The following is a 19653-nucleotide window of genomic DNA, read 5'->3' on the forward strand; positions in this document are numbered from 1 at the left end:
CACGTGTCGGCAAGGCGTGCCTCTGCGAGGATTGAGCGGTGGCTGTTCGTGATCGGATATTGAACTTTAACAGGGAAACTCAATCACGTCGTAGATTAAAGGAATCTTCTTGCCGTCTCGAAGAAAGCATAAAATACACCCGAACTCGCGGGTTGATTGCCAGAGACCAATTGACCAATAGATCAACTAGCGGCATTAAGATGCATCGTATATGATTTTTTAGGATTGAGCCGGATTATTTCATGCCACCCAAGCCCTTAGTGAAGGAAAACCTCTGCGAACAAATTTACCGCAGCCTCAGGGCATCGCTCATGGATGGCGAATATCGTCCGGGCGAAAGGCTCACTATCAGCGGGGTAGCGGAACATTACGGCACATCCATCACTCCTGTGCGGGAAGCGATCTTCCGGCTCGCTAGCGAACAGGCGCTGGAGGTGAAGGCTTCGACTTCTGTCGTCGTTCCGGCACTTACTACTCGGGATCTTCGCGAAATCGTGGCGATCCGCCATGATCTGGAGGGAATGGCGGCGCATCGGGTGGGTGAAATTGCAACACCTGAGATGATCGCCAAGCTCGAAGAACAGAACGCTGTGTTTATCAGGGCTGCTGCCAACAATGCGGCTGGTGCAGCGCATGCCAATCGCGATTTTCATTTTATGATTCTGCGCTTCGCCGAAATGCCATATGTTGAAGCAATTTGCGAGAACATGTGGACGCTTATGGGTCCTTTTCTTCGTACGTTTCACGAAGAAATGCCGGTGCGTAGGCTCACTGCTGACAATCACAAGCACTTCCAGTTCATTGCGGCCGTGAAGGCTGGCGATCCCGTTGCGGCACGTGAAGCGATGCAATCCGACGTGCGCTGGAGCGACGAACTTATCACGCGGCACGAGAATTTTGGAAAGCCGGCCGCCGTGGAACGCAAGCCCTAGCCTGATGATACTCAGGCGATGGAATAGCCGCCATCGATCGGCACCACGGCGCCGTGCACGTAGGAGGCCTCGGCTGACAACAGAAAGCGGATCACATTGGCGATCTCATCCGGTTCGGCCCAGCGCCCTAGGGGGATTCGCGCAGTGATCTTTGGTTCGCGCTCAGGATCGTTCTTCGCACCTTGTGCAAGCCTGGTATTGACCCACCCCGGCGCCACTGCGTTGACCCTGATGCCGCGCGGGCCCCACGCCGCGGCCATAGCCCGGGTGAGTGACACAACCGCTCCCTTCGAGGCGCCGTAGGCAGGCGCCCCCGCCGCGCCAAACAAGCTCCACATAGAGGCGATGTTGACGATGACGCCGCGTGCTGACTCAAGCTTTGGGAGTGCCAGCGTACCCGCTACCATGTTGGAGGTCAGATTGACATCCATTACCTGGCGAAAATCGGCGGCCGTCCATTCGCGTGCCTGCCGGATAATGCCCGCGCTGTTTACCAGCGCGTCGATCCGTTCGGCGCGCGCCATCAGGTCCGCGAGATCCTCTTCCTTCGTTACGTCAGTCTTCACGAATTCAAGGCCGCGAGGTAGGGCTTCCTCTTGATCAATGCCGCCCGCGATGACTCGGTAACCATCGGCAAGCAGGCGCCGCGATGTCGCAAGTCCGATGCCGGTGCCGCCGCCGGTCACGATTGCTGTCTTCATATTCCGTTCCTTGTAAGGCCGTCAGCTACGCAAAAATGCTTCCGCGACCTCGCGGATGCCTGCTGCGTCGAGGCGATAATGTGCATAGAGGTGGGTTGGCGGCGCGATCAAGCTGTATTCGTCATAGATGCCGTGCCGCTTGAGGCGGACGCCAGCGCCTTCGTCGGCAAGGATTTCAGCGACAGCCGCGCCAAGACCACCGAGAACATTGTGCTCCTCGACCGTCATCAATCTGCGCGAAGTGGCGGCTGCCTCAAGAACGGCATCCCTGTCGATCGGCTTGATTGACGCCATGTCGATGACGCCCACTGACTGGCCGACGGCGTTCATGGCGCGGGCAGCCTCGATCGCCGCATGTACGGTGATGCCACAGGCGATGATCGTCAGCTGCTCGCCGCGGCCATGAATGTGCGCCTTTCCAAACTGGAAGGTGGTGCCGCCTTCATAGACCACCGGATCGCGGCCGCGGCCGATACGGAAGTAGATCGGCTGATCCCAGTCGGCCGAAGCACGGATCGCCGCCTCGAGCTGTGGCCCATCGGACGGCGAGACGATCGCGAGATCCGCGATCGAACGCATCGTGCCGATATCTTCTGTTGCGTGATGCGAGGTACCATAGAAGCCGAGCGAGATTCCTGTGTGATGACCGACCAGCCGCACGGGCTGCGCCGAATAGGCGATGTCCATGCGGATCTGTTCGCAAGCGAGCAGGCCTAGAAAGGAAGCAAATGTCGCGACGAATGGTGTCACTCCACAGGTGGCAATCCCCGCGGCGGCGCTCACCATGTTTTGTTCGGAAATTCCAAAAGCGATATAACGTTCGGGATAGAGGGACGCGAAACGGTTGAGACCGTTTGAATATTGCAGATCGGCGGACCCGGCGACCACATTATGGCCTGCCTTCACAAGATCGATGATGCCATTCGACAGATGATCGAGGCCGGGGTTTTTCGCGTTCAGTGCCCGATATTGCCATGAGTTTTCAGATTTGGGGCCGTTCATCTCAGATCACCTTCGCATTGATTTCGGCAATGGCGTCTTGGGCATCGGAAGGGTCGAGCCAGCCGAGATGCCAGCCCGGTTCGGTCTCCATGTAGGAGACGCCCTTGCCCTTGATCGTTCGCGCCACAACGCAGGCGGGCTGCATGCGCGTGTCATCGGCACGCAACCGGCGCAGCAGTTCGGTGACAGCAGCAAGGTCGTGGCCGTCAACGTCGTGTACATCCCACCCGAAAGCGCGCCACTTGTCTCCCAGTGGCTCGATATTCATGACGTCATCCACCTTGCCGTCAAGTTGGTAACCGTTGCGGTCGATGATTGCGATCAGATTGCGTAGCTTGTTTTGGGCGGCAAAGAGGGCCGCTTCCCATACTTGGCCTTCCTGCATTTCGCCGTCACCCATCATGCAGAACACTTTGTAGTCTTTTCCGGTCCAGCGCTGGGCCAGCGTCATTCCGATGGCGTTGGAAAGTGCGTGCCCGATCGAACCCGATGAGAAGTCGACACCTGGAACCTTGCGCATGTCGGGGTGATCGCCTAGCGGACTCCCGAGACGGGTGTAATCGTCAAGCCATTCCCGGGGGAAGAAACCGAGATCGGCGAAGATCGGAAACATCCCGACGGCGGCGTGTCCCTTGCCGATGGTAAAGCGGTCGCGCTCGTCCCATTTGGGCTTGCCCTGCTTCAACTTCATCACGTCATAATAAAGAGCCGCAAACATTTCAGCGGCGGAAAACACCGACGTGTAATGCCCGGTTTTGGCGATATCGATCAACCGTACCGTTTCAAGCCGGATGAATTTTGCCTTTTCTCGCAGGCGGGCGATCGTTGCCTCATCCGGGGCATAGGAATTCGTCTTGGCGGACGCTGAGGCGTCAGGGGGCAGTGTCAACTCTGGCTCCTTGTTTGAGGCGGCTTCGGATCAACTGTCGAAGGAGGGAATGATGCGCTCTGCCTCGAGACGGCGGAACAGATCGAGGAACGTGTCAGTCGAATTCTGGTAATCCAGAAAACCGGCATTCCGGCTGCGGCTCATATCGGAGATGCATTCAACTTGGCGCCCGAAATCGGCGTCCGTATGCCACCATGTCGCAAGGCGCGAGAGGTCAGGTTCCGCCAAATCATATTTAGCAGCCATCTGGCGCCAAATGGGGCCGGCATCCGCCATCAGTTCCTGAAGGCTCTGTTGACGGCCATCATATTCCGGTACGGCGATGCCGAAGTGCGCGGCAATCACTTTCCACATTGCCCGCCAGCGGAAGATATCGCCATTGCCGCAATTATATGCTTGATTGCGAGCCGCCGGCGCAGTTGCCGCCCATGCGATCTGGCGGGCAACGAGACGCGCGTCGCTCACTTCCGTCAGCATGTTCCATTGCATGGGGATGCCGGTGAAGGCGAACGGCCGCCCGGTCTCGCGGCAGATTGCGGCGTAGCAGGCAAGGGTGACGCCCTGATTCATCAGAGCGCCCACGGAGAAGCCTACAATTGCATTAGGACGGTGTACACTCCAGCCAAATCCATCCCGTGATGCGGAGGCGAACAAAATGTCCTCCTGGGCATAGTAAAAATTGGGAAGCGGCAGCCGCGGCGTGTCTTCCGCAAAAGGCGTTTCAGGAAGATATCGTCCAAAATCCTTGAACGGCCCGAGATAATGCTTGACGCCGGTGACTAGGGCCACGTGCTCAAGCACAAGGCCGGCTGCTGCCGCGCCGTCGAGCACATTGGAGAGTTGACGCGCATTTATTTCGCAACACTCCTCCTCGGTCGCTGCGGGAGTCCAACTCGCATAAAACAGGCAGCTGACCGGAACCGTAGCTAGCGCAGCAAACACGCCCGCGCGGTCATTGAGATCGGCCCTGTGCGGCATGGTGCCCTTAGGCGCGCGCTCCGGATGACGGGACAGAGCGTGGACTGTCCAACCGTCGGTCAGCAGGCGCTCGCAGAGATTTCCCCCGATGATTCCGCTGGCGCCGATCACTAGGGCATTCCGCCCCCTCGCTTCGCTCGACATGCGGCATCCCATTCGGTTTCTTTCTTCTCCTCCCAACATTACGACGCCAACTTGAATTAATCAAGCATCATGCATCATGCATGATATTTATTTTCAATCCTGAAATCTTTTGATAACACAGCTTGCAGAAAGATGCATGATATATGGCGGGCGACTTCTAGGTCGCCATGCCTATTAAATGGGGGTTGCGTGATCATTTTTGGTTCACCGTCACGTTACGTGCAAGGCGCGGGCGCTTTGTCTGCGCTGGGAACGGAGTTGCGCCGCTTGGGAGCTGACGCGATTCTGGTTGTCGATCCTCTGATCCAGGACCTCCATGGTCCGGCAATGAGAGCCTTTTGCGAAGCCGCTGGCGTTTCGGCCCGCCAGCTCCGATTTGGTGGCGACTGCACGCATGCCGAGGTTGAGCGTCTTCTGGCGTTGGCGGGGAGAACGGAGATCGTGGCGGCGGCTGGCGGAGGCAAATGCATCGACGCGGGCAAGGCGATGGCCGGGCGCTTGGGGGCTGAGGTCGTGACAATACCGACGATCGCTTCAACTGACGCACCGACTAGCCACAATTATGTCATGTATGACGAGACTCACCGCATGGTGGGCGTGGAGAAACTGAAGCGCAATCCGGCGCTGGTCCTGGTCGATACGCAGATTATCGCCCAGGCGCCGCGTCACCTCTTCGTGGCGGGGATCGGCGATGCCATCGGTAAGATTTATGAGGTCGAGGCCTGTTTCAATGCGCGCGGCATTAACGTGTTCGGTGGTCAGTCTGCGTTGTCGGCGCTGATGCTGGCACGCGCCTGTCATAGGCTGCTTCTTGATGATTCCGTGAACGCGCTTGCCGCCATCGATCGCAAGGCTGCCGATAACGCGCTCGAGCGGGTTGTTGAGGCGACGGTACTGATGAGCGGTCTCGCCTTTGAAAGCGGGGGCCTGTCAATCTCGCACTCAATGACTCGCGGCCTGACGGCGGTGAAGCCCTATGCCGATACATTGCATGGTTTCCAGGTCGCCTATGCCAATCTTGTACAAGTCAAACTCGAAGGCCGGCCGGCCGCCGAAATCGAGGCGCTGGCAGCTTTTTACGGGCGAGTAGGACTGCCGCGGTCACTTGCAGAACTCGGGCGTCAGCCGGCGGCCCGGGCCGATATTTCTCGCATGGCAATGTTGACCATGACGGCGCCGCACATCCGGCATTTTCCGCGCGTTTTGGCGGCCTCGGATGTCGAGGACGCCATGCTGTGGGTTGAGGGGGTGTTTTCGGGGTTGATTCAGAACTGAACGAATCGGTGCAAAAAATGCTTCGACTGAGGCATGATGCATGATATATAGATAGTAACGTCATCGCTGAACGCGAGGCGTACAAAGGAGGACCCCCATGAAGTTTGTTTCCACGCTGGCTGGCGCCGGCGCAGCTCTGCTTATGCTGTTTTCCGCCGCTCAGGCAGAAGATCTCCCCTTTCTGAAAAATGCCGGTTCGCACACCGCGCCCTTTAAGATCGGTTTTTCAAACGGCTATATCGGTAATGCCTGGCGTGCCCAGCATGTCGCTGACGTTGAAGCGGTTGCTAAAGAATTGAAGGACGCCGGTGTCGTTTCCGACGTGACGATCGTCAATTCCACATCCGGCGCCGCTGGCCAGATTGCCCAGATCAATTCATTGCTCGCGCAAGGTATTGATGCTCTCGTTATCAATCCGGTATCTGGGGAACCCTTGAAGCCGATTGTTGAGCGTGCCGTGCAGAGCGGCGTCCTCGTGGTGGTCGCCGACAACCCGCTGGCTCTTGATGACGTGCTTAACGTCTCGCTCGATCATACGCAGTACTGGGGAATCGAAACCGAATGGCTGATCGACGCGATTGGCGGCAAGGGCAACATTGTCGCCATCGAAGGTCTCGCGGGGAATACCGCCAATGACTGGCGCGTCAAAGCCCGAGATGAAGTGCTGGCAAAGAACCCGGACATCAAGCTTCTTGCGTCGGTGCCGGGCGGCTGGGACCAGGCGCAGGCGCGTGAGGCCATGAGCGGCCTGCTGACCGCCCATGGTGATGCCATTAATGGCGTCCTGATCCAGGAAGTGATGAATGAAGGTGTTATCCGCGCCTTCAAGGCGGCCGGTGCGCCGCTCCGCCCGCTCACTGGAGATTATGTCCTTTCCTACCTCAAGCTCTGGAAGGACAATCCGGAACTTAAGACCATGACGGTCGCTAACCCTCCGGGCATCGGCGCCGATGCCCTTCGCATTGCGGTCGAACTGTTAAAGGGCGGCAAGCTTGATACGTCGAAGCTGGTGCCCAATCCGCTAAACCCCAAGACCTCCAACACCATCCTCATTTCAGAGCCATATGTGGTGGAGCGTGAGGCAAACACGTCAAGGGCGTGGTGCAGCAAACAGACAAAATGCATCTCGCTTGACGATGCGTTGAAGATGCTTGACGGTCAGCCTGACAACACATCGCTTGATGGCGCGCTGACTCAGGACGAGGTAAAATCGCTGTATTTCAAGCAATAGAGCCAGAAGGCCCGGTGGCGACTGTGGTCGCCGCCGGGAAATGTCCCAGCATGTCGCTTGTGTTCGAGAAAATTTCGAAATCCTTCGGGCCGGTCCGGGCTCTGGAGGATGTTTCATTTGAAGTGAGGCCCGGCGAATGCCGTGCGCTATACGGCGGCAACGGTTCGGGCAAGAGCACAGTTGCCAAGATCGCCAGTGGCACTTTTGCGGCAACTGCCGGTCGTGTGATGATTGGCAATACAGCGCTTGCTCCGGCCTCCCCGGCTACCGCCCGAAATCTTGGGGTCGGCATCACATTTCAGGAACTAAGCCTGATCCCCGATCTGAGCGTGGGGGACAATGTGGTGATTGGCTCTGTTCCCACCCGCTACGGTCTGTTCCAGAACCGCAGCAAAGCCCGTGAGATGGCGCGAGCCGAACTGGAAAAGGTGAAGCTCGGCCACCTTGCGGATTGGCGTGTCGACGCGCTTCAGACGGGCGAGAAATACCTGGTTGAATTGGCGAAAGCCATGTTTCTGAAACCCAAATTCCTCATCATCGACGAACTGACTGCGACGATGCATGCGTCTGAGGTGGGGATTTTTGCCGGGTTACTTGATGCTCACCTGAAGTCCGGCGGGTCTGCCGTATTCGTGAGCCATCGCCTTCCTGAACTTCGCCGCTTCTGCAGCACCATATCGGTTCTTCGCAATGGACGGCTGGTTTTCGACGGAGTGCTGAGCGAGGTTTCCGACAAGGATCTTGTCGTTTGGGCTGGAGGCGATGACGCAAGTGAAGTTCCGGAACTCCGCTTGCCGCACGCCCAAAGCACAACCATGGTTGAACTCCGGCAACTTCGCCCGTTTCATTGGTCGAAGCCGATGGATCTGACGCTCTACAAAGGTGAGATTGTGGGGATCGGCGGATTGCCGGATCAGGGCCAGAAGCCGCTGCTGCGTTTACTCGCAGGCCTAGCTCCACCAAAGAATGGCGAGACAGTCACTCTGGATAGCGAAGAGTTGCCAGTCGGCTCTGCCGTAGCCGTTGCCCAGAAAGGCGTGGCCTTCGTAACTGGCGACCGTGATGAGGTCGTCTTTGTGCGCCGCCCGATTCGCGAAAACATGCTTGCACCGTTCCTCGCGATGCGGGGGCGGAAATTACCGGACGACCAAACGTTGATCGCTGCGCTGGCACAGCTTTCCACCCGCTATTCCAGCCTTGATGCGCCAATGAATTCACTGTCAGGTGGCAACCAGCAGAAGATCTTGATCGCGCGCTGCCTCCTGCTCAATCCGAAACTGATCGTCGCCGAAGATTCGACCAAGGGCATAGACGTATCGGCCAGAAACGATGTTCATCACCTTCTGCGCGAAATGGCACATCGCCAGGACGCCAGTGTCATCGTGACCTCGTCGGACGATCTTGAACTGGCTGAACTTTGTGACCGCGTGCTCGTGATGGAAAACGGTGCCGTCATCGCCGATCTCCGCCGCGCCGAGGGAAGGCTTACCACGGAAGCGATCGTGTCCTCTTACATGCGGCAGAAAAAGGCGGCGTAATGCGGCAGCCAATTTGGACGAATTCGAGTTTTCGGGCGGCGATTCTCGTCGCTCTTGCCGTTGCCTATGCTCTTCACGTCAACCCGGGCCTTCTGTCGACCGGTTCGATGATTGGCTGGTCAACCTCACAGATCGGATTATGGACTGCGGTGCTTGGCCAGACCTTGGTGCTAATGGGCCGAGGCATTGATCTGTCGGTGGGTGCAGGTGTGAGCTTCATCAACGTCGTTGCGATCGCGCTCTTCGGCTTAGGCTTGCCCCTTGTTGCGGTTGTGCCGGCGGCACTGTTTGCGGGCTTGCTGGTCGGCGCGGCAAACGGCTTGCTTATTGGATATATGAAGCTCAACCCGCTGCTCTCCACTTTTGCCATGTCATTTGTGCTTCTCGGCCTCACACTCCTGATTCAGCCCGCGCCTGGGGGCATGGCTCCGATCGGTGCGGTGATGATCATGAATGGCGCGAGCCTGCGCATCCCAAATGCCGTGCTGATGTTCGCGGTAGTACTCATGCTGTGGGGCGGATTGATCGCGACACGCTTTTGGGTCGAACTACGGGCGACGGGGTCCGACCCGCAGCGCGCCTTCAACTCAGGTATCTCAATCGCCGGCCGGCGGTTTCTCAGCTACACACTGGCCGGAGGGTTCACAGCGCTTTCGGGCCTGTTCGTGACTTTTGCGGTGGGCGCGGGTGATCCCCTGATCGCCCAGCCTTATACACTTCTGACGATCGCAGGAGCAGTCATTGGCGGAGTGGCGATCAGCGGCGGCAGCGGCAGCGGCTACGGGGCGATTCTCGGCGCCATTTTTATTGGCCTTACCAGCGAGGTGGCGCTGGGGGTCGGCGTTTCGCCATTCTATCAGCAGTTCATCATCGGCGTAGTGCTGTTGCTCGGTCTTGTTGTTGTGGTGCTGTCCGGCCGCTGGCTCAAGGCAAAGGGCCATGCGCGAATGGTCGCCCGTCACCGCAACGAGTGCAAGGAAGCGGCGGTATGAATAGGACTGCAACGGAAACCAATTGGTCGTCTATTCCGGCCCGCCTGAAGACCATCCCGCATGTGGGCAGTATTGCCATCCTTTTGGCGCTGTGCATTGCTGGGCGGCTTGCAACTCCCAATTTTCTGTCAGAAGCCAACATTTGGGCGGTACTGTCGATATCCGCGATGCTGGCAGTGGCAAGTGCGGGGCAGACGCTGGTCATCATTTCAGGCAACCAAGGTATCGATCTTTCGGTCGGCGCCATCATGACGCTCTCCGCGCTCATGGTCTCTGGCATGGCCGGGGCGTCTAATGCCGAACTGCCTGCGGCGATCGCGTTGGTTGCGACTGCTGGCACGGCAATCGGACTGGTGAGCGGCCTGGGCGTCAGATTCCTGGGCCTTTATCCGCTCGTCGTGACGTTAGGTGTTTCCTTCGTGGTGGAAGGCATAGCACTTGTCTACGCACAGGCGCGGCCGCCCTCCATGCCTGGTTCGGTGATCGAGGCCCTGGGGATTGGCCGGTATCTTGGCGTACCCTGGGTGGTGATCGTGGGCGCTGTTCTTGCAGTGCTGATGACACTGTTGTTGCGTTTCACGCGATTCGGCAAACAACTCTATCTCGTGGGCTCCAATCCAAGGGCAGCCCACTCGGCTGGCATTCCAGTTTCGCGGGTGCTTCTGCTCTCCTATGCTGGCAGCGGGTTGCTGGCCGCCATGGCGGGCGTACTCCTCTACGGCTTCGTGGGTAGCGTGAACCTGTCGATCGGCGCTCCCTACACCATGATGTCGATTGCTGCAGCGGTGATCGGAGGCTGCGCGTTGAGTGGCGGCACAGGTTCCTTCATCGGAACGGTGCTCGGTGCGATCATCTTCAGCTTATTGACGAATTTTCTCATCACGCTAGGCCTGAGTTCGGCCTTGCGTTACGCGATCAGCGGGCTGGTACTGATCCTCGTCCTGTTCGCGACTTCGCGCGATGTGAATTGAAACGGAGAACGGCAATGTGCAACACAGGCAATGGAAAACCCTCTCCTCATATGCGTGAACTGCTCGAGGGGCTACCCAAGAATTGGGGCCGCTGGGGCGAGAATGACGAGGTCGGCGCGCTCAACTTTCTGACGGCTGCGGAAGTGCTGCGCGGCGTGGCTTGCGTGCGTAAAGGAAAGACCTTTACCCTGCAAGTCCAGATGGGTCACCCGAAGGGTGATCCGGTCTGGCCTGGACGCCATGGCGCGCAGCGCTTCAACATCATGGACAAGGGTGATTTTCTGTGCGGCGCCGGCCCCGAATTCCCTGGCAACCATGAGTTCGCAGACGATGTCATGTTCCTCTATCTTCAAGGGTCGACGCAATATGATGCGCTGGGTCATGTCTGGTACGACGACCAGATCTACAATGGCTATGATGCGCGAACCACAGCAAGAAGCCTCAAGAAGGCGAGCGTGCTGCCGATCGCCGAGCGTGGAGTTGTCGGCCGCGGCGTATTGATCGATATGGCGCGTCATCGCGGCAAAGCCGTTCTCGACAAGGGCGAAACCTTCAATCATTTCGATCTCATGGCCGCGGCGGAAGCACAGGGGTGCAAGATCGAGAAGCACGACATCCTGCTGATCCGCACTGGCTTGATCGGTTCTTTCTACGAGCGCGACAAGAATGAGTTCTATAAGGATTTCACGGAACCGGGGCTTACGTTCAGCCGGGAGCTTGTCACATGGTTCCACGAGATGGAAATCGCCAACCTGGTAACTGATACCATTGCAAATGAGGTGACCGCCGATCCCGAGACTGGTGTCGTCGTGCCGCTGCATTGCGCGCTGATGCGCAATTTGGGCGTAGTGTTCACCGAGATCGTAGCGCTTGACGCGCTGGCCGAGGATTGCGCCGCGGACGGGCAGTGGAATTTTCTATATACGGCAGCTCCCCTGAAAGTGGTCGGAGGATCAGGTGCGCCCGTTAACCCGGTTGTACTGAAATAGGCTTTGCCATTTAGAGTCTCGACCTGCCGGCTGCTGTTCTGGGGATGACATCGGCATCGCCGCTGCCCAAGACCTGAAAACACCTCTGTTTATGATGAAAGAGAACACGCGTGATTGACCTTTCGAACCTGCGCCTCGACACGGAGCGCATGCTTCAGGCCCTGCGGCGGTGGGTGGAATGCGAAAGCCCGACCTTCGATGCCGTGGCCGTCAACCGGATGATGGATCTCGCGGCGGCCGATCTGAAAGACGCCGGAGCAGGTGTCGAGCGCATTGGCGGGCCGGCTGGTTTCGGAGATTGCCTGCGGGCATCGTTTCCTCACCCGAACAGGGGGCAGCCCGGCATATTGATCATGGGCCACCTTGATACGGTGCATCCCGTGGGAACCTTGGAAAAACTGCCGTTCCGCGTTGAAGGCGAGTATTGCTACGGTCCCGGCATTATCGACATGAAAGGCGGCAACCGCGCTGCTCTGGAGGCGATCACCGCCTTGCAACAGGCTGGCATATCCTCAAATCTCCCAATCACCTTTCTTCTGACGTGCGATGAGGAAATTGGCAGCCCTGGCACCCGCTCCTTGATTGAGGCGGAAGCCCAGCGTCACAAATATGTTCTCGTGCCTGAACCCGCCCTGGGGAATGGTGGGGTCATCACAGGCCGCTATGCCATCGCGCGGTTCCATCTTACGGCGTTTGGCAAGCCCAGCCACGCAGGTGCTGCACTGGCGGACGGAAGATCGGCGGTGCGGGAAATGGCGCGCCGTCTCATCGAGATCGAGGACATGACGACGCCGGATTGCACATTCTCGGTCGGCGTCATCCACGGCGGGCAATGGGTGAATTGCGTGCCGACGATTTGCCGTGCTGAGGCATTGGCGATGGCCAAGCGGCAGGCCGATCTTGATACCGGCATTTCGAAGATACTTGAGAAATCGGCCCCGGCCTTTGAGGTCAAAAGAAGCGTCGTGCGCCCCGTATGGGAGCCGTCTGCCACAACACTCATGCTCTACGAAACGGCAAGGAAGATTGCGGGCGAGCTGGGGATGGAACTTCCGCAGGGCAGCGCGGGCGGCGGCTCCGATGCAAACTTCACGGGCGCCATGGACATTCCAAGCCTCGACGGCCTCGGCCTGACGGGAGACGGGATTCACACGCTGGAAGAGAGAATTCTCATCTCCAGCCTTCCAAACCGCGTGCGCCTCATTGCAGGGTTACTGGCCGAGCTCACCTAACCGCTGAACATTCTACGCAAGTGTTGCCGAACTTTACCAAAAATCTCGGCTGTGACCGGAATGTTGAACCTGTTTCCCTGCACGGTCGTCTTAAGACTGGATGGTGGAGCCAGGCGGAATCGAACCGCCGACCTCTTGAATGCCATTCAAGCGCTCTCCCAACTGAGCTATGACCCCGTATTTCCATCGAAAACGCCGCTTGGGGGCGGCGAAGCGGGGCGGAACCTAGTTCCGCCGCGCTGAACAAGCAAGCGAAAAACGGATCAGGGCTCTTCTTCCTCTTCCTTGCCGCCCGCGGGTCCGCCGTCGATCAGGCCGGTCATCCCGTCGCCTTCTTCTTCCTCTTCGACGAGGAAGGTATCGTCTTCTTCGCCTTCCGCGTCGCCGGCGTCTTCGCCGAGATCAACGTCCTCGATGCCCGCGGTTTCATCATCGCCTGTATCGGGCTCTTCGGCCTCCTCGAGGCTGACGAGTTCGACATCCGCCGGCTCCGCGTCATCCTGCTCGACAACACGGGGCTGCGGCTTGGGCACCGGGGCCGACGGCATTTCGCCCTTCGACGGCAGGATGGCGGCGGCCACGAAGGAGACGCCGCAATTGGGGCACACGATGGGGTTCTTCATCAGGTCATAGAAGCGCGTGGCACAGGACGGGCACGTGCGCTTGGTTCCGAGTTCAGCCTTGACCACGGGGTTTCCTTTCGAAAAGCAGCGTCAAAATGGGAGGATTGGCGGCTCCCATGCCACGCTTGTGGGGGAATGTCAAAAACCAATCGGGAGAGCCTCGCGGGGGATGACAGCACCGCTGGCAATCGTGTAACTCCCCGCCCATGCACGATACAGCCCCGCGTCCGCTCCTCTCCCGCAAAGCCTTGAACCTCAAGGGCCGCATCCGCGTGCCGGGCGACAAATCCATGTCGCACCGCGCCCTGATGTTCGGCGCCGTGGCGATCGGCGAAACCCGCATCACCGGCCTTCTGGAGGCGGAGGATGTGGTGAACACCGCCAAGGCCATGGCGGCGCTGGGGGCAGGGGTTTCGCGCGGCGATGACGGCGTGTGGCGGGTGCAGGGCGTCGGCATCGCCGGGCTGAAATCGCCTGATGCGCCGCTGGATTTCGGCAATTCCGGCACCGGCGTGAGACTCGCCATGGGCCTGATGGCCACGACGCCTTTGACCGCCACCTGCCAGGGCGATGCCTCGCTGCACAAGCGTCCGATGGGCCGGGTGACCAAGCCTCTGGAATTGTTCGGCGCGCGCTTCGAGACGGCGGAGGGCGGCCGCCTGCCGCTGACGCTCCACGGCGCGAAAGACCCCGTGCCCGTGACCTATACGCTGCCCGTCGCCTCGGCACAGGTGAAGTCGGCGGTGCTGCTGGCGGCGCTCAACACACCGGGCATCACCACGGTGATCGAGCCCACGCCGACCCGCGACCACACCGAGCGCATGCTCAAAGGTTTCGGCGCGAAAATTTCCGTGGCGGTGAAGGACGATGGCCGCCACATCCAGCTTGAAGGCCAGCATGAGCTGAAAGCCCAGGCGCTGGACGTGCCGGGCGATCCCTCGTCCGCCGCCTTCCCCATGGTGGCGGCGCTGATCAGCGAAGGCTCGGACATCGTGATCGAGAACATCATGCTGAACCCGACGCGCACCGGCCTCATCACCACGCTCATCGAAATGGGCGGCAATATCGCCATTGAAAACAGGCGTCTGGCTGGAGGCGAAGAGGTGGGCGACCTGCATGTGAAGGCCTCGCGGCTCAAGGGCGTGACGGTGCCCGCCGAACGCGCGCCCTCGATGATTGACGAATACCCGGTCCTCGCCGTGGCGGCGTCTTTCGCCGAAGGCACCACGCGCATGCAGGGCCTTGAGGAACTGCGGGTGAAGGAGAGCGACCGCCTCGCTGCCGTGGAGGCGGGGCTTCAGGCCAATGGCGTCACCACGCGGTCGGGCCGCGACTGGCTGGAGGTGGAGGGCGGCACGGTGCCGGGCGGCGGCACGGTGATCACCCACATGGATCACCGCATCGCCATGTCCTTCCTCGTGATGGGGCTGGCGTCGGCCAAGGAGACGAAGGTGGATGACGGCAGCTTCATCGCCACGAGCTTTCCCGATTTCGCCGGGCTGATGAACGGGCTGGGGGCGAAGCTCGCGCCCGCTTCCGCATGATCATCGCCGTCGATGGGCCAGCCGCCGCCGGCAAGGGCACCATCGCGCGCGCTCTGGCGCGTGAATTCGGCTTTCACTTTCTGGATACCGGCTCGCTCTACCGCATGGTGGCGCTGAGCGTGCTGAGGGAGGGCGCGGACCCCGCTGACAGCGCCGCTGCCGTGAAGGCCGCGAAAACCCTTGATCCCAAAGGCTTCCGCGATGCGGAGCTGCGCGGCGAGGTGGTGGGGGGCGCGGCCTCCATTGTGGCGGTGATCCCCGAAGTGCGCGCGGCGCTGCTCGAGCTGCAGCGCGCCTTCGCCAGGCAGGAGCCAGGTGCCGTGCTGGACGGGCGCGACATCGGCACCGTGGTCTGCCCCGATGCGGAGGTGAAGCTGTTCATCACCGCCAGCCCAGAGGTGCGCGCCGCCCGCCGCCACAGGGAGCTGGGAGGCAAGGAGAGCTATGAGGCGGTTCTGGCTGACATCCGGGCAAGGGACGAGCGCGACAGCATGCGCGCCACCGCCCCTCTGGTGCCTGCTGCCGATGCGGTGGTGGTCGATACGTCAGACATGGATATTGCCGGGGCCGTGGCCGCCTGCGTGGCCATTATTGCGCGGAAAACGGCCTGAGTTTTTCCTCGCGTTGTTTCATGTGGAACATATTCCTACGGCATGCCGGAAAGTTGATTTTCCAAGCTTTTTCGATGCTGCCGGGGTGTGAAACACATGGTGTGCGTAGCTTTTAGGATGCCAAATTGATGCTGCCCAGATTGACTCTGTCAATCCGCCGGCGGGGCTTCATCCGTCCACGCGATGAGCAGCACCCAGCCGGTATAAAGAGTGAGCGCCCCCATGATCACCATGAACAGCGGATCGCCCCACAAAGCCTCCGCCGCGAACCACGCCCCGCACACCGCCACCACGGCAATCCGCCGCCACAGCGGGCGGTAGAAGGGATGGCGGGGGTCGATGATTTTCATGACAATGTTGCCTTTAAAGCCGAATATTTACGATTTTTGCGCAGCCAGCTTGTCTTGAATAAGCCGAAGCAACTCGATCGGCTCCGCTGCGCTGGTTTCCCACGCAGTTTTGGCCTCCGCCTTATTAGCGGCACTCCAACTCAAAACCTCTTGGAGCAATTGCGCCTTTCTCTGGCGTTTCTGCTTTTTGTCTTCAAGTATAAGTACTTCATTCGCGGCGTCAGAAAACTGTGAAGGGTAGAAACGTTCAAATTGAGGTTGGGAAAAGGTGTTGAGGGCATTGTCGTCCAGATCAGCAAATGTTTTGCGAATTTCGTAGATTGCACCTTTTCCAGCTTCATCGCCGTCCGCTCGAATCCATAAGCGGTCTTTATAGATCGGCTGCAAATTGATGAACACAATGAGCCGCTTGAAATCAGACACGCTTGGCTCAAGGTTGTTGGCTCCTCCAGCAGAATAGGTTCTCAGCCTGCCAAGAAGATTAGGTGCGAAAAATGGAATGAGAACATCTCGGAATACTTGCTCCGCGGATGACTTTTCGAAAAAGAGCCACGCGTCATGCGCGTCAAAATCGCTGAACTCATAACCCAACTCTCTCAGCAAAGATGTGCGTGCAACTGCCGTTGTACCGAGCTCTTCGATCTTTGACTGGCTCGTGGGCAAGTCGCCGTCTCTATAAACGCGAAACACCTTTCCGTCGTCGCCACCACCAAGTTCACGAACAACAATATTTGAATGCGTCGATATAAAAAACTGATTATTACTAGAGGCGTCGCGGATCATCAAAAGTATGGATTTAAGAGCGCTCGGGTGCAAGTTTGTCTCTGGCTCTTCCAGAACAAAGATTTTATTTTTCTCAACGCAAAGTTCGACTATCAAGGCGATAAGTTCGGCAACGCCATCACCCATACAATCTAGGCTGACAAATTTATAACCGAAATAGAACCCCGCTTCCTTTCCGCCTGTGGACGCTTTGGTAGTGATTGGAATCCCAACGATATCTCGAGTCGCGCGTAAATAATTCTCGTGCATCGGATGGCCAGTGGTAGCGAGAAGATCTATTCGGCTATATAGGGTCGCCAAATTCCCTGTTACCGCATTTTGTGTATTGAGAGTGACGCTGTGGTCGAATGATCCTGCTTTTCTCTTTGAGAGGAATGGTACAATTAGGTTATCTGGTCGAGAGTTGGAAAAAGTTCCGTGTCCAACTGCCATGCCAAAGGTTCCTGCGCCTTGATATTCGACCGGTGGGTCGCCCCTGAATGTCGTTAGTGTGCGAAAAGAATTCATTCCATTTGGTCGGCCGAAAGTTGTGATGTCTTCTTGTAAGACAGCATGGAAATCAGCAGTTAAATAGGCCGGTCCATTGTAACCGTAACGTATATCATTCTGCGTGAGCGAACCAATTTGAAAACCATGAATCGCTTTTAGAAGGGTGGATTTGCCGGCATTGTTTCTCCCAACAAATATATTGCATCGGGGATTGGTCCTTATTTCACCAGTATCCTCAAAACAACGAATACCTTTGAGATGAAAGCTATCAATTCGCATTTTTCATACTCAAAAAATCGTGGCATAGAGTGGCATTTTTAACGCTAGTAGGCTTTCGAGAAAGAGACAATCTGGCGCTTTTCACTATCTTCGAGCCGTATGGTTTCCCTTGCCCCGCCCCCCCGATTGCACTATATGCGCAGCCGTTCCGGGACCTGCCCTCAACGGGCGCTGAACGTCACCGGGCGGCTTGCCGCCCAACTGTTTCAGGCACCGACACTGTATCGCAGCCCGGGTGATGCAATGAAAGGCATGAGACGTATCGCAGGTTTGCCTGCGTGGGGCCCCATTTCAACCCCGGGGCGCACGCGGGACGTCCTAGCGGGTTTTCCGCCGGGCCAGCCTCGATTTTACAGGAAGCAAAACATCCATGGCGAAATCCGCCGTTTCCCTCAATCCCACCCGTGAAGATTTCGAAGCCCTCCTCGCCGAGAGCTACAGCGACAATCCGGTCTCCGAAGGCTCGGTCGTCAAGGGCAAGGTCGTTTCGATCGAGAACGATTTCGCCATCATCGACGTCGGCATGAAGACCGAAGGCAAGATCGCCGTCAAGGAATTCGCCCAGCCGGGCAAGCCCTCCGACATCAAGGTGGGCGACACTGTTGAAGTTTATCTCGAGCGCATCGAGAACGCGCTGGGCGAAGCCGTGCTGTCGCGCGACAAGGCCCGCCGCGAGGAAGCCTGGACAAGGCTCGAAGCCATGTCGGCCAAGAACGAGCGCGTCGATGGCGTGATCTTCGGTCGCGTGAAAGGCGGCTTCACAGTCGACTTGGGCGGCGCTGTAGCCTTCCTGCCCGGTTCGCAGGTTGACGTGCGCCCGATCCGCGACGTGGGCCCGCTTATGAACGTCTCGCAGCCTTTCCAGATTCTCAAGATGGACCGCCGCCGCGGCAATATCGTCGTTTCGCGCCGCGCCATCATGGAAGAGACGCGCGCCGAGCAGCGCTCGGAACTGGTCCAAAACCTCGCCGAAGGCCAGGTGGTGGATGGCGTCGTCAAGAACATCACCGACTACGGTGCGTTCGTGGACCTGGGCGGCATCGACGGCCTGCTGCACGTCACCGACATCGCCTGGAAGCGCGTGAACCATCCTTCTGACGTTCTCCATGTCGGCCAGAACGTGAAGGTGCAGATCATCCGCATCAACCCCGAGACGCAGCGCATCTCGCTGGGCATGAAGCAGCTCGACAAGGATCCGTGGGAGATCGTGGCCGAGAAGTACCAGATCGGCTCCCGCGTGAAGGGCCGGGTGACCAACATCACCGACTACGGCGCGTTCGTGGAACTGGAAGACGGCATCGAAGGCCTCGTCCATGTCTCCGAAATGAGCTGGACCAAGAAGAACGTGCACCCCGGCAAGATCCTCTCGACCTCCGAGCAGATCGAAGTGCAGGTGCTCGAGATCGATCCCTCCAAGCGCCGCATCTCGCTGGGCCTCAAGCAGACCCAGAACAATCCGTGGGAAACCTTCCACCAGAAATATCCCAACGGTTCGGAAGTCGAAGGCGAGATCAAGAACATCACCGAGTTCGGCCTGTTCATCGGCCTCGACGGCGATGTGGACGGCATGGTGCATCTCTCCGACATCGACTGGAAGCGGGCCGGCGAGGAAGCCATCAAGGATTACAAGAAGGGCGACCGCGTCAAGGCCAAGGTGCTCGACGTCGACCAGGAGAAGGAGCGCATCTCGCTTGGCATCAAGCAGCTCGGCTCCGATCCCATCGCCTCGGTGGCCGGCCTCAAGAAGGGCGACACCGTGACCTGCGAAGTGCTGAAGGTCGAGGACAATGGCCTCGAGGTTCGCGTCGCCGGCTCCGACATGAGCGCCTACATCAAGCGCGCCGACCTGGCGCGTGACCGCTCCGAACAGCGCACCGAACGCTTCGCCGTGGGCGAGAAGTTCGATGCCAAGATCACCCTTCTCGACACCAAGGCGCGCAAGATGAACGTCTCCATCAAGGCGCTGGAAATCTCCGACGAGAAGGAAGCGGTGGCGCAGTATGGGTCTTCGGACTCGGGTGCCTCGCTGGGCGATATCCTGGGCGCGGCGCTCCGCAAGAAGGACGCCGAAGGCAAGGAATAAACACAACGGCTGCCTTC

At 58.7% G+C, this 19653-nt stretch carries 18 protein-coding genes and 1 tRNA gene; 11 read left to right on the plus strand and 8 right to left on the minus strand.

What is annotated here, in order from left to right:
• Positions 1-242: 242 nt before the first annotated feature.
• Positions 243-932 carry a GntR family transcriptional regulator gene (locus QM694_RS14990; RefSeq protein WP_415007727.1) on the plus strand — a complete coding sequence of 230 codons (690 nt, stop codon included), beginning with the start codon at positions 243-245 and terminating at the stop codon, positions 930-932.
• A gap of 11 nt (positions 933-943) precedes the next feature.
• Here QM694_RS14990 and QM694_RS14995 read toward each other — a convergent pair whose 3' ends face one another.
• The 4 genes from QM694_RS14995 to QM694_RS15010 are packed head-to-tail and all read right to left on the minus strand — an operon-like array spanning position 944 to position 4646.
• A complete protein-coding gene (locus QM694_RS14995) occupies positions 944-1633 on the minus strand; it encodes an SDR family NAD(P)-dependent oxidoreductase (protein ID WP_415007728.1) in 690 nt (229 codons plus the stop codon).
• A gap of 21 nt (positions 1634-1654) precedes the next feature.
• Positions 1655-2635, minus strand: coding sequence for a transketolase family protein (locus tag QM694_RS15000; protein WP_415007729.1), 981 nt, complete (start codon positions 2633-2635; stop codon positions 1655-1657).
• Position 2636: 1 nt separating this feature from the next.
• Complete coding sequence (locus QM694_RS15005) at positions 2637-3524, minus strand: transketolase (protein WP_415007730.1); 888 nt, start codon at positions 3522-3524, stop codon at positions 2637-2639.
• A gap of 30 nt (positions 3525-3554) precedes the next feature.
• Positions 3555-4646, minus strand: coding sequence for an SDR family oxidoreductase (locus QM694_RS15010; protein ID WP_415007731.1), 1092 nt, complete (start codon positions 4644-4646; stop codon positions 3555-3557).
• Positions 4647-4835: 189 nt separating this feature from the next.
• Between QM694_RS15010 and QM694_RS15015 the strand changes: the two genes are divergently transcribed.
• The 7 genes from QM694_RS15015 (at position 4836) to QM694_RS15045 (ending at position 12874) form a co-directional block, all read left to right on the plus strand.
• On the plus strand, positions 4836-5921 hold the full coding sequence (locus tag QM694_RS15015; RefSeq protein WP_415007732.1) for a glycerol dehydrogenase: 1086 nt from the start codon (positions 4836-4838) through the stop codon (positions 5919-5921).
• Positions 5922-6018: 97 nt separating this feature from the next.
• Positions 6019-7152 carry an ABC transporter substrate-binding protein gene (locus tag QM694_RS15020; protein WP_415007733.1) on the plus strand — a complete coding sequence of 378 codons (1134 nt, stop codon included), beginning with the start codon at positions 6019-6021 and terminating at the stop codon, positions 7150-7152.
• Positions 7153-7202: 50 nt separating this feature from the next.
• Positions 7203-8690, plus strand: coding sequence for an ATP-binding cassette domain-containing protein (locus QM694_RS15025; protein ID WP_415007734.1), 1488 nt, complete (start codon positions 7203-7205; stop codon positions 8688-8690).
• Complete coding sequence (locus QM694_RS15030) at positions 8690-9682, plus strand: ABC transporter permease (protein ID WP_415007735.1); 993 nt, start codon at positions 8690-8692, stop codon at positions 9680-9682. The genes QM694_RS15025 and QM694_RS15030 overlap by 1 nt, the downstream gene beginning before the upstream one ends.
• Positions 9679-10653 carry an ABC transporter permease gene (locus QM694_RS15035; protein WP_415007736.1) on the plus strand — a complete coding sequence of 325 codons (975 nt, stop codon included), beginning with the start codon at positions 9679-9681 and terminating at the stop codon, positions 10651-10653. Before QM694_RS15030 ends, QM694_RS15035 begins: the two co-directional genes overlap by 4 nt.
• A 50-nt stretch (positions 10654-10703) precedes the next feature.
• A complete protein-coding gene (locus tag QM694_RS15040) occupies positions 10704-11642 on the plus strand; it encodes a cyclase family protein (protein ID WP_415007737.1) in 939 nt (312 codons plus the stop codon).
• A 113-nt stretch (positions 11643-11755) separates the two neighbouring features.
• The gene (locus tag QM694_RS15045; protein WP_415008643.1) at positions 11756-12874 is read left to right on the plus strand and encodes a M20/M25/M40 family metallo-hydrolase; all 1119 of its coding nucleotides are present in this window, start codon (positions 11756-11758) and stop codon (positions 12872-12874) included.
• A gap of 101 nt (positions 12875-12975) precedes the next feature.
• On the opposite strand, the gene QM694_RS15050 is transcribed toward QM694_RS15045, so the two are convergent.
• A tRNA-Ala gene (locus QM694_RS15050) sits at positions 12976-13051 on the minus strand.
• An 86-nt stretch (positions 13052-13137) separates the two neighbouring features.
• On the minus strand, positions 13138-13563 hold the full coding sequence (locus tag QM694_RS15055; RefSeq protein ID WP_415007738.1) for a TIGR02300 family protein: 426 nt from the start codon (positions 13561-13563) through the stop codon (positions 13138-13140).
• A gap of 140 nt (positions 13564-13703) precedes the next feature.
• Between QM694_RS15055 and aroA the strand changes: the two genes are divergently transcribed.
• On the plus strand, positions 13704-15041 hold the full coding sequence (aroA, locus tag QM694_RS15060; RefSeq protein WP_415007739.1) for a 3-phosphoshikimate 1-carboxyvinyltransferase: 1338 nt from the start codon (positions 13704-13706) through the stop codon (positions 15039-15041).
• Complete coding sequence (gene cmk, locus QM694_RS15065; RefSeq protein ID WP_415007740.1) at positions 15038-15652, plus strand: (d)CMP kinase; 615 nt, start codon at positions 15038-15040, stop codon at positions 15650-15652. The genes aroA and cmk overlap by 4 nt, the downstream gene beginning before the upstream one ends.
• A gap of 149 nt (positions 15653-15801) precedes the next feature.
• On the opposite strand, the gene QM694_RS15070 is transcribed toward cmk, so the two are convergent.
• Positions 15802-16002 carry a DUF3329 domain-containing protein gene (locus QM694_RS15070; RefSeq protein ID WP_415007741.1) on the minus strand — a complete coding sequence of 67 codons (201 nt, stop codon included), beginning with the start codon at positions 16000-16002 and terminating at the stop codon, positions 15802-15804.
• Positions 16003-16029: 27 nt separating this feature from the next.
• A complete protein-coding gene (locus QM694_RS15075) occupies positions 16030-17553 on the minus strand; it encodes an ATP-dependent nuclease (protein WP_415007742.1) in 1524 nt (507 codons plus the stop codon).
• A gap of 370 nt (positions 17554-17923) precedes the next feature.
• On the opposite strand from QM694_RS15075, the gene rpsA reads away from it, so the two are divergent.
• Positions 17924-19636, plus strand: coding sequence for a 30S ribosomal protein S1 (rpsA, locus tag QM694_RS15080; RefSeq protein WP_415007743.1), 1713 nt, complete (start codon positions 17924-17926; stop codon positions 19634-19636).
• Positions 19637-19653: the final 17 nt, after the last annotated feature.

Source organism: Aestuariivirga sp., assembly GCF_047602625.1.
GTDB lineage: Bacteria > Pseudomonadota > Alphaproteobacteria > Rhizobiales > Aestuariivirgaceae > Aestuariivirga.

Bases quoted from the DNA above. Each gene is read 5' to 3' on its own strand.
- QM694_RS14990 (WP_415007727.1), top strand. From the start codon at position 243: ATGCCACCCAAGCCCTTAGTGAAGGAAAACCTCTGCGAACAAATTTAC.
- QM694_RS14995 (WP_415007728.1), bottom strand. From the start codon at position 1,633: ATGAAGACAGCAATCGTGACCGGCGGCGGCACCGGCATCGGACTTGCG.
- QM694_RS15000 (WP_415007729.1), bottom strand. From the start codon at position 2,635: ATGAACGGCCCCAAATCTGAAAACTCATGGCAATATCGGGCACTGAAC.
- QM694_RS15010 (WP_415007731.1), bottom strand. From the start codon at position 4,646: ATGTCGAGCGAAGCGAGGGGGCGGAATGCCCTAGTGATCGGCGCCAGC.
- QM694_RS15020 (WP_415007733.1), top strand. From the start codon at position 6,019: ATGAAGTTTGTTTCCACGCTGGCTGGCGCCGGCGCAGCTCTGCTTATG.
- QM694_RS15025 (WP_415007734.1), top strand. From the start codon at position 7,203: ATGTCGCTTGTGTTCGAGAAAATTTCGAAATCCTTCGGGCCGGTCCGG.
- QM694_RS15030 (WP_415007735.1), top strand. From the start codon at position 8,690: ATGCGGCAGCCAATTTGGACGAATTCGAGTTTTCGGGCGGCGATTCTC.
- QM694_RS15035 (WP_415007736.1), top strand. From the start codon at position 9,679: ATGAATAGGACTGCAACGGAAACCAATTGGTCGTCTATTCCGGCCCGC.
- QM694_RS15040 (WP_415007737.1), top strand. From the start codon at position 10,704: ATGCGTGAACTGCTCGAGGGGCTACCCAAGAATTGGGGCCGCTGGGGC.
- aroA (WP_415007739.1), top strand. From the start codon at position 13,704: ATGCACGATACAGCCCCGCGTCCGCTCCTCTCCCGCAAAGCCTTGAAC.
- cmk (WP_415007740.1), top strand. From the start codon at position 15,038: ATGATCATCGCCGTCGATGGGCCAGCCGCCGCCGGCAAGGGCACCATC.
- QM694_RS15070 (WP_415007741.1), bottom strand. From the start codon at position 16,002: ATGAAAATCATCGACCCCCGCCATCCCTTCTACCGCCCGCTGTGGCGG.
- QM694_RS15075 (WP_415007742.1), bottom strand. From the start codon at position 17,553: ATGCGAATTGATAGCTTTCATCTCAAAGGTATTCGTTGTTTTGAGGAT.
- rpsA (WP_415007743.1), top strand. From the start codon at position 17,924: ATGGCGAAATCCGCCGTTTCCCTCAATCCCACCCGTGAAGATTTCGAA.